The organism is Pseudomonas sp. WS 5503 (genome assembly GCF_012985385.1).
GTDB lineage: Bacteria > Pseudomonadota > Gammaproteobacteria > Pseudomonadales > Pseudomonadaceae > Aquipseudomonas > Aquipseudomonas paracarnis.
The window spans coordinates 369071-383748 of sequence record NZ_JAAQWI010000001.1; the positions used below are offsets into that span (position 1 = coordinate 369071).

11 protein-coding genes are annotated in these 14678 nt (G+C 60.9%); 6 read left to right on the top strand and 5 right to left on the bottom strand.

Features of this window, described 5'->3' with window-relative positions:
* Positions 1 to 25: 25 nt before the first annotated feature.
* Positions 26 to 1420 (bottom strand): Si-specific NAD(P)(+) transhydrogenase, encoded by a 1395-nt coding sequence (gene sthA / locus HBO10_RS01840; RefSeq protein ID WP_003189670.1) that lies wholly within the window; start codon positions 1418 to 1420, stop codon positions 26 to 28.
* Between the two features lie 214 nt (positions 1421 to 1634).
* Here sthA and HBO10_RS01845 point away from each other — a divergent pair, with 214 nt between their 5' ends.
* On the top strand, positions 1635 to 2168 hold the full coding sequence (locus tag HBO10_RS01845) for a chalcone isomerase family protein (RefSeq protein ID WP_034126651.1): 534 nt from the start codon (positions 1635 to 1637) through the stop codon (positions 2166 to 2168).
* A 171-nt stretch (positions 2169 to 2339) separates the two neighbouring features.
* Here HBO10_RS01845 and HBO10_RS01850 read toward each other — a convergent pair whose 3' ends face one another.
* Positions 2340 to 3803 (bottom strand): glyceraldehyde-3-phosphate dehydrogenase, encoded by a 1464-nt coding sequence (locus tag HBO10_RS01850; RefSeq protein WP_032873405.1) that lies wholly within the window; start codon positions 3801 to 3803, stop codon positions 2340 to 2342.
* Between the two features lie 340 nt (positions 3804 to 4143).
* Here HBO10_RS01850 and mfd point away from each other — a divergent pair, with 340 nt between their 5' ends.
* From mfd to HBO10_RS01865, 3 genes are read left to right on the top strand one after another with little or no spacing between them, the layout of a single operon-like run.
* Entirely contained in the window at positions 4144 to 7593 is a 3450-nt protein-coding gene (mfd, locus tag HBO10_RS01855; protein WP_034126650.1) for a transcription-repair coupling factor, read from the top strand.
* Positions 7594 to 7603: 10 nt separating this feature from the next.
* The gene (locus HBO10_RS01860; protein WP_034126649.1) at positions 7604 to 8170 is read left to right on the top strand and encodes a CsiV family protein; all 567 of its coding nucleotides are present in this window, start codon (positions 7604 to 7606) and stop codon (positions 8168 to 8170) included.
* A 9-nt stretch (positions 8171 to 8179) separates the two neighbouring features.
* Entirely contained in the window at positions 8180 to 10870 is a 2691-nt protein-coding gene (locus HBO10_RS01865) for a DEAD/DEAH box helicase (RefSeq protein ID WP_034126648.1), read from the top strand.
* A 101-nt stretch (positions 10871 to 10971) separates the two neighbouring features.
* On the opposite strand, the gene nagZ is transcribed toward HBO10_RS01865, so the two are convergent.
* Positions 10972 to 11982 carry a beta-N-acetylhexosaminidase gene (gene nagZ, locus HBO10_RS01870; protein ID WP_019818244.1) on the bottom strand — a complete coding sequence of 337 codons (1011 nt, stop codon included), beginning with the start codon at positions 11980 to 11982 and terminating at the stop codon, positions 10972 to 10974.
* A gap of 135 nt (positions 11983 to 12117) precedes the next feature.
* Positions 12118 to 12825 carry a TetR/AcrR family transcriptional regulator gene (locus tag HBO10_RS01875; protein WP_034126647.1) on the bottom strand — a complete coding sequence of 236 codons (708 nt, stop codon included), beginning with the start codon at positions 12823 to 12825 and terminating at the stop codon, positions 12118 to 12120.
* A 263-nt stretch (positions 12826 to 13088) separates the two neighbouring features.
* Here HBO10_RS01875 and lexA point away from each other — a divergent pair, with 263 nt between their 5' ends.
* Together lexA and sulA are read left to right on the top strand one after the other, a co-directional pair.
* Entirely contained in the window at positions 13089 to 13697 is a 609-nt protein-coding gene (lexA, locus tag HBO10_RS01880) for a transcriptional repressor LexA (protein ID WP_003172575.1), read from the top strand.
* Between the two features lie 10 nt (positions 13698 to 13707).
* Positions 13708 to 14181 carry an SOS-induced cell division inhibitor SulA gene (gene sulA, locus HBO10_RS01885; RefSeq protein ID WP_020302896.1) on the top strand — a complete coding sequence of 158 codons (474 nt, stop codon included), beginning with the start codon at positions 13708 to 13710 and terminating at the stop codon, positions 14179 to 14181.
* A gap of 37 nt (positions 14182 to 14218) precedes the next feature.
* Here the strand turns inward: sulA and HBO10_RS01890 are convergent, their stop codons facing one another.
* Positions 14219 to 14452, bottom strand: a complete 234-nt coding sequence (locus HBO10_RS01890; protein WP_003189656.1) for a hypothetical protein — start codon at positions 14450 to 14452, stop codon at positions 14219 to 14221.
* Positions 14453 to 14678: the final 226 nt, after the last annotated feature.

Sequence of the window (14678 nt, forward strand, 5' to 3'; positions counted from 1 at the left end):
GGCTCAGGCCACCGGCCGGAGCCGCTCAAAAAAGCCGGTTGAGGCCGTCGTAGGCCGCTACCCGATAGGCTTCGGCCATGGTCGGGTAGTTGAAGGTGGTGTTGACGAAATACTTGAGGGTATTTTGCTCACCTGGCTGGTTCATGATCGCCTGGCCGATGTGCACGATCTCCGAGGCCTGGTAGCCGAAGCAATGCACGCCGAGTACTTCCAGGGTTTCGCGGTGGAACAGGATTTTCAGCATGCCTTGCGGCTCACCGGCAATCTGCGCACGCGCCATGCTCTTGAAGAACGCCTTGCCCACTTCGTAAGGCACCTTGGCCTTGGTCAGTTCGTGCTCGTTCTTGCCGATCGAGCTGATCTCGGGAATCGTGTAGATCCCGGTCGGCACGTCGTTCACGTAGCGCCAGCTGCCATTGTCGACAATGCTGCCAGCGGCCGAGCGGCCCTGGTCATGGGCGGCACTGGCCAGGCTTGGCCAGCCGATCACGTCACCGGCGCCGTAGATGTTCGGCACGCAGGTGCGGTAGTTCTCATCCACTTCGATCTGGCCACGGCTGTTGACCTTGACCCCGATGTTTTCCATGCCCAGCTTGTCGGTGTTGCCGGTACGGCCGTTGCACCACAGCAAGGCGTCGGCCTTGATCTTCTTGCCGGACTTGAGGTGCAGGATCACCCCATTGTCCAGGCCTTCGACCCGCTCGTACTCTTCGTTGTGGCGCACGGTGATGTTGTTGTTGCTGAAGTGGTAGCTCAACGCCTGGGAGATTTCCGAGTCGAGGAAGCTGAGCAACTGGTCGCGGTTGTCCACCAGCTCGACCAGTACACCCAGGCCACTGAAGATCGAGGCGTATTCACAGCCGATCACGCCGGCGCCGTAGATGATCAGTTTGCGCGGGGTATGGCCCAGGCTCAGGATGGTGTCGCTATCGTAGATACGCGGGTGGTGGAAATCGATATCCGCCGGGCGATACGGGCGCGAACCGGTGGCGATGATGATGTGCTTGGCCACCAGTTTCTCGACCACGCCATTGGCGCAGACCACTTCGACGGTTTGCTCATCGGCAAAACTGCCGGTGCCGAAGAACAGGTCGACGCGGTTACGGGCGTAGTAGCCGGTACGCGAGGCGACTTGCTTGGAGATGACTTTTTCAGCGCTTTTCAGTACGTCCGGGAACGAGAACCAGCGCGGCTCACCAATGGCCCGGAACATCGGGTTGGTATTGAACTGCATGATCTGCCGTACCGAGTGACGCAACGCCTTGGACGGGATGGTACCCAGGTGGGTGCAGTTACCGCCGACCTGGCGACGGCTATCAACCATCGCCACCTTGCGCCCTGCTTTGGCAGCGTTCATCGCCGCACCTTCTCCAGCTGGGCCGGAACCCAGTACCACCACGTCGTAGTTGTAGACAGCCATGCGTACTCCTCAGAACAGGCCAGGCGTACGATTGGACGCCGGGCTAAATCATGCCGCGGCCAGCGAGCATGAAGGACAATTTGGCTCAAGTGTGTGAACCGGGGCACAGTCTATAGAAGGCCGAGCGCCGCGAACATTAACCCTTGGTCGCGTCGTAGGCCAGTGTTGCCATACTACAGGACGCACATCAGCGTCGAATTCAGGATGAGCCATTATGCGACAACTATTTTTCTGTTTGATGCTGATGGTGTCGCTCACGGCGTACGCCAACGATGCACAGCGGCTCAAGCAGGCAAGCTTCCCCGCACAGGTCGAGGGGCTGGCCCTGAAAAACCAGGCGGTGTTCAACTATCTCTGGGCGGATGTGTATGCCGCCGCGCTGTATGCACCCGCTGACCTACCGGCAAAGCAGGCCTGGGACCAGCAGAAGGCTGTGCGCCTGGCGCTGTATTACTTTCGCGACATTGACCGCGATGATGTGATCAAGGCGGCCACCGTCACCTTGGAGCGCCAGCAAGCCAATGCCGGGTTGAACCCAGAGATAGCCAAGCTGCACGCGCGCTTTCGGGACATTCGCAGCGGTGATCGCTACGCCCTGGATTTTCGTCCGGGGCGCGGGTTGAATCTGGAGATTAATGGCCAGGTGGTGTTCAGCAGCCCGGACGCTGAATTAGCGAAGGCCTACCTGGGTATCTGGCTGGCGCCCAAAGGGCTGTCGGACAGTTTGCGCAACACGCTACTCAAGTGATGGAGGTGTTGACCTTTCCATCGTCATCGCGGGCAAGCCCGCTCCCACAGGTAAAGGCATTTCAACTGTGGGAGCTGGCTTGCCTGCGATAAGGCCCTCCCAGACACCACAAAACCCACAGGCATAAAAAAGCCCCGAACCAGTCGGGGCTTTTTCATTCAGCGCAAAGGCTTAGCGCGGAAACGCAGGCGGGTTGACCCCAGCCATGTCTTCCATCACGCGAACCACTTGGCAGCTGTAGCCGAACTCGTTGTCATACCACACGTACAGCACAACACGGTTGTCCTGGGTGATGGTCGCTTCGGCGTCCACCACACCAGCGTGGCGCGAGCCAACGAAGTCGGTGGAGACCACTTCCTGGGAATTGACGAAGTCGATCTGCTTATGCAGGTCGGAGTGCAGCGCCATGTAGCGCAGGTACTCGTTCATCTCTTCGCGGGTGGCGGCTTTCTCAAGGTTGAGGTTGAGAATGGCCATCGACACGTTCGGCGTCGGTACGCGGATCGCGTTACCGGTCAGCTTGCCGGCCAGCTCAGGCAGAGCCTTGGCAGCGGCAGTGGCAGCACCGGTCTCGGTGATCACCATGTTCAACGCGGCGCTACGGCCACGGCGATCGCCTTTGTGGAAGTTGTCGATCAGGTTCTGGTCGTTGGTGTACGAGTGAACGGTTTCAACGTGGCCGTTAACGATGCCGAACTTGTCATTCACAGCCTTGAGCACCGGCACGATGGCGTTGGTGGTGCAGGAAGCGGCGGACACGATCTTGTCGTCAGCGGTGATTTCAGCGTGGTTGATGCCGTGCACGATGTTCTTGAGCTTGCCCTTGCCAGGCGCGGTCAGCACAACGCGGTCGACACCCGGGCAAGCCAGGTGCTGGCCCAGGCCCTCGGCATCACGCCATACGCCGGTGTTGTCCACCAGCAGGGCGTTCTGGATGCCGTACTGGGTGTAATCCACCTCGGTCGGGTTCTTCGCGTAGATCACCTGGATCAGGTTACCGTTGGCGGTGATGGTATTGTTTTCTTCGTCAATGGTGATGGTGCCATTGAACGAGCCGTGTACCGAATCGCGACGCAGCAGGCTGGCGCGCTTGGTCAGGTCGTTCTCGGCGCCTTTGCGCACCACGATGGCACGCAGGCGCAGGCCGTCGCCGCCACCGGTTTTCTCGATCAGGATGCGCGCCAGCAGGCGGCCGATACGGCCAAAGCCGTACAACACCACATCGGTGCCTTTGCGGGCGGCAGCGTTTTGCTGGCCAACCACATCGGCCATTTCTTCACGCACGAACTGCTCGGCGGTGCGGCCAGCGCCTTCTTTGCGGAATTTGTAGGCCAACTTGCCCAGGTCTACCGAAGCCGCGCCGAGCTTGAGCTCGCTCATGGCTTTGAGCAGCGGGAATGTTTCGTGGACGGAGAGTTCGCTGTCGTCGGCGGAGCGATGGCGCGCAAAGCGGTGAGCTTTGAGAATCGCGATGACAGACTGGTTGATCAGGCTGCGGCCATAGATCGAGCTCACCACATTGTTATTGCGGTACAGCTGACCGATAAGCGGAATCATCGCTTCAGCGAGTGCTTCACGGTCGATCCATTCACCAAGACACTGGTCGGGCTTCTGAGTCACGGGAACCTTCCACATGTAGGGGCAGAAAAAAGGGGCTACATTATGTCGCCCGACTGAGCGTTGAGCAATGCGCGAAGGGCAACAAAAAGCCCTTGCAAAAAAATACCACCGCGCTACAGCCCAGGAAACACGCGGGTTCCAGAAGGCCACTAGTTTGGTGAGCAGGCCGACTTGTCCGTAACCCTCCTAAACATTCGCGCATTTTGGCACTACATATTGAGTCAAAACCCGCCATTGTTTGTCTTAGCCACTACATTTCCTACAAACCGTAATAGGCACAGTCAGCAACTGACAGGCGGCACCTGGGGCCGTTACAATTACCGACTTTGTCGCAACGCTTGGAGCTCAACCTTCCGTGCCCGTTCTGCGTCTACCGTTACTCCCTGCCGCGGCAGGTAAACAGCACTGGGGCAACCTGCCCGGTGCCGCCCTGAGCCTGGCCATAGCCGAGGCTGCCAGCGCAGCCAAGCGCTTTACCCTGCTGCTCACCGCCGACAGCCAAAGTGCCGAACGGTTGGAGCAGGAGCTGAGCTTCTTCGCCCCGGATTTGCCGGTGCTGCATTTTCCCGACTGGGAAACCCTGCCCTACGACCTGTTCTCGCCGCACCAGGACATCATCTCCCAGCGCATCGCCAGCCTGTACCGCTTGCCCGAACTGGCCCACGGCGTGCTGGTGGTGCCGATCACCACCGCCCTGCACCGCCTGGCACCGACCAAGTTCCTGCTCGGCAGCAGCCTGGTGCTGGACGTGGGCCAGAAGCTCGACGTCGAGCAGATGCGCACGCGCCTGGAAGCCAGCGGCTACCGCTGCGTCGACACGGTGTACGAGCACGGTGAGTTCGCGGTGCGCGGCGCTTTGATCGACCTGTTCCCGATGGGCAGCAAGTTGCCGTACCGTATCGACCTGTTCGATGACGAGATCGAGACGCTGCGCACCTTCGACCCGGAGAACCAGCGTTCCATCGACAAGGTCGACTCGATCAAGCTGCTGCCGGCGCGGGAATTCCCGTTGCAAAAAGACGCGGTAACACGCTTCAAGGCGCGCTTTCGTGAGCGCTTCGATGTGGACTTCCGTCGCTGCCCGATCTTCCAGGACTTGAGCAGCGGGATTACCCCTGCCGGTATCGAGTACTACCTGCCGTTGTTCTTCGACGAAACCTCCACCCTCTTCGACTACCTGCCGCAGGACACCCAGGTGTTCTCCCTGCCGGGTATCGAACAGGCGGCGGAAAACTTCTGGAACGATGTGCGCAACCGCTACGAAGAACGCCGCGTCGATCCATCACGGCCTTTACTGCCGCCCGCTGAACTGTTCCTGCCAGTTGAAGACTGCTTCGCGCGCCTGAAAAACTGGCCGCGTGTGGTCGCCAGCCAGCAGGACGTGGACGCCGGCAGTGGCCGCGAGCGTTTCCCGGCGAGCGCGTTGCCCGATCTGGCGATCCAGGCCAAAGCCACGCAACCGCTGGAGGCGCTGTCGAACTTCCTCGGTGACTTCCCGGGCCGCGTGCTGTTCACCGCCGAATCCGCCGGGCGTCGCGAAGTGCTGCTGGAGCTGTTGGAACGCCTGAAGCTGCGGCCAAAAACCGTCGACAGCTGGCCGGATTTTGTCGTCAGCAAAGAGCGCCTGGCAATCACCATCGCGCCGCTGGACGAAGGGCTGCAGCTGGATGACCCGGCGCTGGCCTTGATCGCCGAAAGCCCGCTGTTCGGCCAGCGCGTGATGCAGCGCAGGCGCCGGGAAAAACGCGCCGATGCCAACAACGACGCGGTGATCAAGAACCTCACCGAGCTGCGCGAAGGCGCGCCGGTGGTGCATATCGACCATGGCGTGGGCCGCTACCTGGGTCTGCAGACCCTGGAGATCGACAACCAGGCCGCCGAATTCCTCACCATGGAATACGCCGAGGGCGCCAAGCTCTACGTGCCGGTGGCCAACCTGCACCTGATCGCCCGCTACACCGGCAGCGACGACGCCTTGGCGCCGTTGCACCGCCTGGGCTCCGAGACCTGGCAGAAAGCCAAGCGCAAGGCCGCCGAACAGGTGCGCGACGTGGCCGCCGAACTGCTCGACATCTATGCCCGCCGTGCTGCCCGCGAAGGTTATGCCTTCGCCGACCCGAAAGCCGACTACGCCACTTTCAGCGCCGGCTTCGCCTTCGAAGAAACCCCGGACCAGCAAACCACCATCGAAGCGGTGCGCGCCGACATGCTCGCGCCCAAGCCGATGGATCGCCTGGTGTGCGGCGACGTGGGCTTCGGCAAGACCGAAGTGGCCATGCGTGCAGCCTTTATTGCGGTACACGGCGGTCGCCAGGTGGCGATCCTGGTGCCAACCACCCTGCTTGCCCAGCAGCACTACAACAGCTTCCGCGACCGCTTTGCCGACTGGCCGGTGACCGTGGAGGTAATGAGCCGCTTCAAGTCCGCCAAGGAAGTGAATGCCGCCGTCGCCGATCTGGCCGAGGGCAAAATCGACATCGTCATCGGTACTCACAAGCTGCTGTCGGACGATGTGAAGATCAAGAACCTGGGCCTGGTGATCATCGACGAAGAACACCGCTTTGGTGTGCGCCAGAAAGAACAGCTCAAGGCCCTGCGCAGTGAAGTCGATATCCTCACCCTCACCGCCACGCCAATTCCGCGCACGCTGAACATGGCGGTGTCGGGCATGCGCGACCTGTCGATCATCGCCACGCCACCGGCGCGTCGCCTGTCGGTGCGCACCTTCGTGATGGAGCAGAACAAGAGCACGGTTAAGGAAGCCCTGCTGCGCGAACTGCTGCGCGGCGGCCAGGTGTATTACCTGCACAACGATGTGAAAACCATCGAGAAATGCGCCGCCGACCTCGCCGAACTGGTACCTGAGGCCCGTATCGCCATCGGCCACGGGCAGATGCGCGAGCGCGAACTCGAACAGGTGATGAGCGACTTCTACCACAAGCGCTTCAACGTGCTGATCGCCTCGACCATCATTGAGACCGGCATCGACGTGCCGAGCGCCAACACGATCATCATCGAGCGTGCCGACAAGTTCGGCCTGGCGCAGCTGCACCAATTGCGCGGTCGCGTCGGGCGCAGTCACCACCAGGCCTATGCCTACCTGCTCACACCGCCGCGCCAGCAGATCACTTCCGATGCGGAAAAACGCCTGGAAGCGATCGCCAATACCCAGGACCTCGGGGCCGGCTTTGTATTGGCCACCAATGACCTGGAAATCCGGGGTGCCGGTGAATTGCTCGGCGACGGCCAGAGCGGGCAGATCCAGGCGGTGGGTTTCACGCTGTATATGGAGATGCTTGAACGCGCGGTAAAAGCCATCCGCAAAGGCGAACAACCTAACCTCGACCAACCCTTGGGCGGCGGCCCGGAGATCAACCTGCGCTTGCCGGCGTTGATTCCCGAAGACTACCTGCCGGATGTGCATGCACGGTTGATCCTGTACAAGCGCATTGCCTCGGCGGCCGACGAAGAAGGCCTCAAGGACTTGCAGGTAGAGATGATCGACCGTTTCGGCCTGTTGCCGGAACCGACCAAGAACCTGGTGCGCCTGACCCTGCTCAAGTTGCAGGCCGAGCAGTTGGGCATCAAGAAAGTCGACGCCGGGCCGCAAGGCGGGCGTATCGAATTCGAAGCGCAGACACCGGTCGACCCGTTGGTGCTGATCAAGCTGATCCAGGGCCAGCCCAACCGCTACAAGTTCGAAGGGGCTACGCTGTTCAAGTTCATGGTGCCGATGGAACGTGCCGAAGAACGCTTCAACACCTTGGAGGCGCTGTTTGAACGCCTCATTCCGAAATCCGTTTAAGGACGCCCCCATGCGCGTGTTCCGCATTTTGAGCCTGTTGTTGGTGGTACTCGCACCTTCGGCCTTTGCCGACAGCCTGTATCAGGTGGAAATGATCCTGGTGCGCCAGAATGCAGAACCGGTGATCAGTAGCCGCGCCGCGCCGGAAAACTGGGATGCCGGAGCGCCGCGCCTGGGTGAGCGGATGAGCCCGCCGCGCCTGGGCAATATCGTCGACAAGCTGCGCGCCGACACCAACTACACGGTGCTCGCCCACAAGGCCTGGGAACAGAACCTGGGCGAGCAAGCGGTGAAGGTGGCCATCACCGACGGTCAGGAGCAGTTCGGCCAGTTCCCTATCGAAGGGGTGTTGAGCCTGCAACTGGGGCGCTTTACCGATATCGACGCGGATTTCTGGATCAACCAGTTCGACGGCAACGGCAGCGTGATCGCCAGCGAACACTTGAGCCAGAAAGACGTGCGCACCAAGAACAACCAGCTCAACTACCTGGACGGCGGCCACCTGGCGCTGCTGATCAAGATCACCTCGCTGACCGCCAAGCCACCCAGCGCACCACCGCCCGACCTTCAGGACTGATTGCGCGCCATGCCCCTGACGTCGTCGTTGACCAAACCCCTGGCCCCTTCGTGGGCCAATCGCTTCAAAGAGCAAAGCCTCGAGCGCGGGCGGCGCTACGCCCTGGAGAACCGCGTGCGCATCGTCGAGTGCGGCGACAGCACCATCACCGCCAGTTGCGAAGGCTCGGGCGGCAATGTTTACCGCCAGACCATCTCACTGCGCGAATCGGCCAAGGGCCTGCTGATCCTGGTGGACAGCCGCTGCACGTGCCCGGTGCACACCAACTGCAAACACATCGCGGCGGTGCTGCTCAAGGTTCAGGAAACCCTGGCCTACCCGGCAGCGGCCCAGGATGCGCAACTGCTGGAAAAACTCCAGGCCGTGCTCGATAACCGCGTTGTCCTGCCACAGGTGGTGATGGACGACGTGCAACCGGTGCCACGCCTGTGGCTGGCCAGCGTGGAATTCAGCGCGTTCGAGCCGCGCAACGGCAAGATGCAGCGCTATATCCAGCACCGTGCGGCGCTGTCGTTCAACTACCTGGGCAACTATGTCAGCGGGCAAAAAAATGCCGACATCATTGTGCGCCAGGAGACGCAGAGCCTGCGGATCAAGCGCCAACCCGAGCAAGAGCAGGCCTATCGCGAACACCTGCGCCTGCTTGGCTTCAAGATCGCCACGCGCCAGAGCAAGGCCCTGCCGGAAAGTGCCGGCGAGCTGTTCGAGATGGTCAATGACAGTGCCTGGCTGAACTTCACCCTCAATGTGTCGCCGACCTTGCGTGCCGAGGGCTGGGAACTGCAGATCGATGAAGACTTCGGCTTTGACCTGAGCCCCGTCGATGACTGGTATGCCACAGTCGATGAAGGGCCGGAACGCGATTGGTTCGATCTGGAGCTGGGCATCATCGTCAACGGCGAACGCTTGAGCCTGCTGCCGATCCTGCTGAACCTGATGCGCTCTCATACCGAGATCCTCAACCCGGAGAAACTGGCGCGGCGCCGCGATGAAGAGCTGATCCTGGTGAACATCCCCGGCCTGCCCAACGGCCACGGCCCGCTGCAAGTGGCGCTGCCCTACGGCCGCTTGAAGCCGGTGCTGGCAACCCTCGGCGAGTTTTACCTGCAGGAAGCCGGCACCACCGCGCTGCGCTTGGCCAAGGCCGACGCCATACGCCTCAACCCGCTGGAAGACCTGCCTCTGCAATGGGAAGGCGGCGAGAAGATCCGCAACTTCGCCCAGCGCCTGCGCGATATCAAGGATTTCACCTGCGTGGCGCCCGAAGGCCTGAATGCGACCTTGCGCCCCTACCAGCTGGAAGGTCTGAGCTGGATGCAGTCGCTGCGCCAACTCGAGGTGGGCGGGATACTCGCGGATGACATGGGCCTGGGCAAAACCTTGCAGACCCTGGCGCACATCCTCACCGAAAAAAACGCAGGGCGCCTTGATCGGCCCTGCATGGTCGTGATGCCCACCAGCCTGATCCCTAACTGGCTGGATGAAGCCGCGCACTTCACCCCGCAGCTGAGAGTGCAGGCACTTTATGGCGCAGGACGTAAGAAACATTTCGCCAACCTGAATGACTACGACCTGCTGCTGACCACCTACGCCCTGCTGCCCAAGGACATTGAACAGCTCGCCGCCCTGCCCTTGCACGTCTTGATCCTGGATGAAGCGCAGTACATCAAGAATCCGTCCAGCAAGGCAGCCCAGGCCGCACGCGAGCTGAATGCCCGCCAGCGCCTGTGCCTGAGCGGCACGCCTTTGGAAAATCACTTGGGCGAACTGTGGTCGCTGTTTCACTTCCTGCTGCCGGGCTGGCTGGGCGACGTGAAGAGCTTCAACCGTGATTACCGCGTGCCGATTGAAAAACGTGCCAGCGAGGTGCGATTGCAGCACCTCAACGGTCGGATCAAACCCTTCCTGCTACGCCGCACCAAGGAACAAGTGGCAACCGAACTGCCACCCAAGACCGAAATTATCCACTGGGTCGACCTCAACGAGGCCCAGCGCGACGTGTACGAAACCATGCGCCTGGCCATGGATAAAAAGGTCCGCGACGAGATCACCCGCAAGGGCGTGGCTCGCAGCCAGATCATCATCCTCGAAGCCCTGCTCAAACTGCGCCAGGTGTGCTGCGACCTGCGCCTTGTCAACGACGCCACCCTGCCCGCCCGTGGCAGCAGCTCGGGCAAGCTCGACAGCCTGATGGACATGCTCGACGAGCTGTTTGCCGAAGGCCGCCGGATCCTGCTGTTCTCACAGTTCACCTCGATGCTGAGCCTGATCGAGGCCGAACTGAAAAAGCGCGGCATTGCCTACGCCCTGCTGACCGGCCAGACCCGGGATCGACGTACACCGGTGAAGGATTTCCAGAGCGGTAAGTTGCAGATCTTTTTAATCAGCCTGAAGGCCGGCGGCGTCGGCTTGAACCTGACCGAAGCCGACACGGTTATCCACTATGACCCCTGGTGGAACCCGGCCACGGAAAACCAGGCCACCGACCGTGCGTACCGCATCGGGCAGGAAAAGCCGGTGTTCGTGTACAAGATGATTGCCCGGGGCACAGTGGAGGAGAAAATCCAGCATTTGCAGAAGGAGAAGTCCGATCTGGCTGCGGGTGTGCTGGATGGGCGAACCACGGGGGATTGGCAGTTGGGCAATGACGAGATTGAAGCGTTGTTTGCGCCGTTGCCCAACAAGCAAGAGAAGCGCTGACTGTTAGGCCGCCTTCGCGAGCAAGCCAGCTCCCACACCTGAATGTATTCACAAATCAAAATGTGGGAGCTGGCTTGCCTGCGATGGCCGCGCTTCGGTTTTCAGTCGATCAACTGCGCATCACGCAACGCAGTAAGCGCTGTCAGCCAACGCGGATCCTGTTTGTAATCAGTCGACGCAACCGCCTGCCCACGCATACGCGCAATCCGCGCCGATGGCGTGACCTTCATCCGCTGTGCTGCACTGAGCGCCAGCTCGGCCGCCGCACGGTCATTGCACACCAAGCCCATGTCACAACCGGCGGTCAGCGCCGCTTCGATCCGACTGGCCGCATCGCCGACCACATGGGCGCCGGCCATGGACAGGTCATCGCTGAAGATGACCCCGTCAAACTGCAACTCACCGCGCAGGATGTCCTGCAACCAGCGACGCGAAAAACCAGCAGGCTGGGCATCGACCTGCGGGTAGATGACGTGCGCCGGCATCACGGCGGCCAATTGCTTGCTCAGGCGCGCGAAAGGCACCAGGTCGTTGGCGCGAATCTGTTCCAGGCTGCGCTCGTCATTGGGAATGGCGACGTGGGAATCGGCCTCGGCCCAACCATGGCCAGGGAAGTGCTTGCCGGTGGCGGCCATGCCGGCGCTGTTCATGCCACGGATAAATGCACCCGCGAGCACGGCAGCGCGCTCGGGGTCGCCTTCGAAAGCACGGGTACCGACCACGGCGCTGCGTTGGTAGTCGAGGTCCAGCACGGGGGCAAAACTCAGGTCCAGGCCCACCGCCAGCACCTCGGTGGCCATGATCCAGCCGCACTGCTCAGCCAGGTATTCAGCGTTGGGGTTATCCGCCAGCGCACGCATGGCCGGCAGGCGCACGAAGCCTTGGCGCAGACGCTGTACGCGGCCGCCTTCCTGGTCCACAGCCAGCAGCAGGTCCGGGCGCACTGCGCGAATGGCTGCGCTCAATTCGCGAACCTGACGCGGGTGCTCGATATTGCGCGCAAAAATGATCAGGCCGCCCACTTCCGGTTGGCGCAACAGATGACGATCCTCGGCCGTGAGCCAGGTACCGGCGACGTCGACCATCAAAGAACCTTGCAGGGCAGCAGTCATAAACCTTCCTTAAATAACGCACACAACCCGTGGTCCCTGCCAGGCAGGGCAAGGACCACGGGTTGCGAATAAATAGCTGAAATCGGCATGGCGGCTAGCTTAGCGGATGCAAGCGACCGCGCCCACCCGCAGCGATCAAACCTTGGCGGCGACCGGTACGGTTTTGCTGCGCGGGCGCAACTGGGCGGTGGCCATGGCCGGGTCGGTGACGCCGGTTTCGGCGCGCATGCCAGCGGCAAGGAACGGCACCATCAGGCGCATGACTTGCTCGATGGACGTGTTCACACCGAAATCGGTCTCGGCAATTGCCCGCAACGCCTTGATACCCGACATGCTGAAAGCTGCGGCACCGAGCATGAAATGCACACGCCAGAACAGTTCGATAGGCGGAATACGCGGCGCCGCTTCGTTGACCAGCAGCATATAGCGGCGGAACACCTTGCCGTACATGTCTTCCAGATAACGGCGCAAGTGGCCCTGGCTCTGGCTGAACGCCAGGCCAAGCAGGCGCATGAAGATCGATAAATCGTTGCCGCTACGGGGCTGCACGACCAACGCTTGCTCCACGAGGATTTCCAGCAGCTCTTCCAGGCTGGGCTTGTGATCGGCCTTGGCCTGGCGGCGTTCCAGCTCACGGTCGAGGCTTGCGCAGAACGGGCCCAGAAAGCGTGAGAACACCGCCTGGATCAGGGCCTTTTTCGAGCCGAAGTGGTAATTCACGGCGGCCAGGTTGACCCCAGCCTTGCTGGTGATCAGACGCAATGAAGTTTCAGCAAATCCTTTTTCCGCGAACAATTGCTCGGCAGCATCGAGAATGCGTTCAACGGTTTCCGACTGGGCCATGGCTACTCCGCCTGACAAACACTTGTTTGAAACATACGTTTCAGAGTGTGTCTTGTCAAGCCTGCGGGTCCGCTTTGCGGCTGGTCGGTCATCTGTTTCACCGCTATTTAATCATATCCTCGCAGCTCTGTAGGCAGCGCCGCTTCTGCTCTGTAGGACGGCTGACGGAAGACCGTCCAGCGGAGCCGCCAAAAAGGATGATTGCCAAGCGCAGTTCACTGTATATAATCCCAGTCACTGTATAAAAAGACAGAGCGATCAACATGCTAAAACTGACGCCACGCCAAGCTGAGATTCTGGCTTTTATCAAGCGCTGCCTTGATGACAATGGTTACCCGCCTACCCGTGCGGAGATTGCCCTGGAATTGGGGTTCAAGTCCCCGAACGCCGCCGAGGAACACCTCAAGGCACTCGCTCGCAAAGGTGCGATCGAGATGACCCCCGGTGCTTCGCGGGGTATTCGCATCCCTGGCTTCGAAGCCAAGGCAGACGAGTCGACATTGCCGATCATCGGTCGCGTCGCCGCAGGTGCGCCGATCCTGGCGCAGCAGCACGTCGAGGAATCCTGCAACATCAACCCGACCTTCTTCCATCCGCGTGCCGACTACCTGTTGCGTGTGCACGGCATGAGCATGAAGGACGTGGGCATCTTCGACGGTGACCTGCTGGCCGTGCATACTACCCGCGAAGCCCGCAATGGCCAGATCGTCGTTGCCCGTATTGGCGACGAGGTCACGGTCAAACGCTTCAAGCGCGAAGGCAGCAAGGTCTGGCTCCTGGCCGAAAACCCTGAGTTTGCCCCGATCGAAGTCAACCTGAAAGACCAGGACCTGGTGATCGAAGGCTTGAGTGTCGGCGTCATTCGCCGTTAAAGGAGGCATCATGCAGCTCGTGCACACCCCACAACACACACAACTGTCGCTGTTCGAGGCCTTCATGGCCCAGCCCCTTGCGCCAATCCTCAAGGAAACGGTCGAAGCCCCCTGGGGCGGCGAACCTGAGGCGTTCAGTGAATTGTCGTTGCGCGGTGCGGCTGAGAGCTGCCTGAACCTGCTGGCACCTATCCTGCGCGAATTGAGCGAAGATCAGGACGCCCGCTGGCTGACATTGATCGCCCCGCCCGCCAGCCTCACGCAGGCCTGGCTGCGGGACGCCGGACTCAACCGCGAGCGCATCCTGTTGCTGCAACCACGCGGCGCACAAAGCGCCCAGCAACTAACCTGTGAAGCCTTGCGCCTGGGCCGTAGCCATACGGTGGTGAGCTGGTTGAGCCCGCTGAATGCCAGCGCCAAGCAGCAACTGATCAGCGCTGCGCGTACGGGTGATGCACAGAGTTTGAATATTCGATTGGGGTAATGATGGGCGCGCCACCGAAGCAGCCTTCACGAAGGACTCAGTGAAGAACGCGCGGCCCTTCTTCTTTCTCCGGCTCGCCTTCGGCAAGGCGACCTGCCATCTGCACACCCACGCTCAACATGGCTTTAGCCACTTCGACGTGCTGGCCTTGCAGGAAGACTTTGGCGTCTTCGGAGAAATCCAGAATAACCAGAGAACCCTCGTCCTCCGCCCGGCGCAGTTCGATTCGGCCGTCAGGCAGTTCAACAATTTCCAGAAAGGACGTTGGCATAAAAGTCTGTTCTCCACGAAAGGCCTGGGATTATATCAGTCATCCACCCAGCCTCGCAGGGGATATGGACAGGTTTGTTGACGGCTTGATGAATGGTGCCATGGCAAAACGCTAATCAATGTGGGAGCTGGCTCTCCTGCGATGGCGGTGGTCAGTTATCTCAGGGCTTTTCTGACTCGCCTCTATCGCAGCAAGGGCATTCACAGAACTTTGCAAGCTGTAGCAG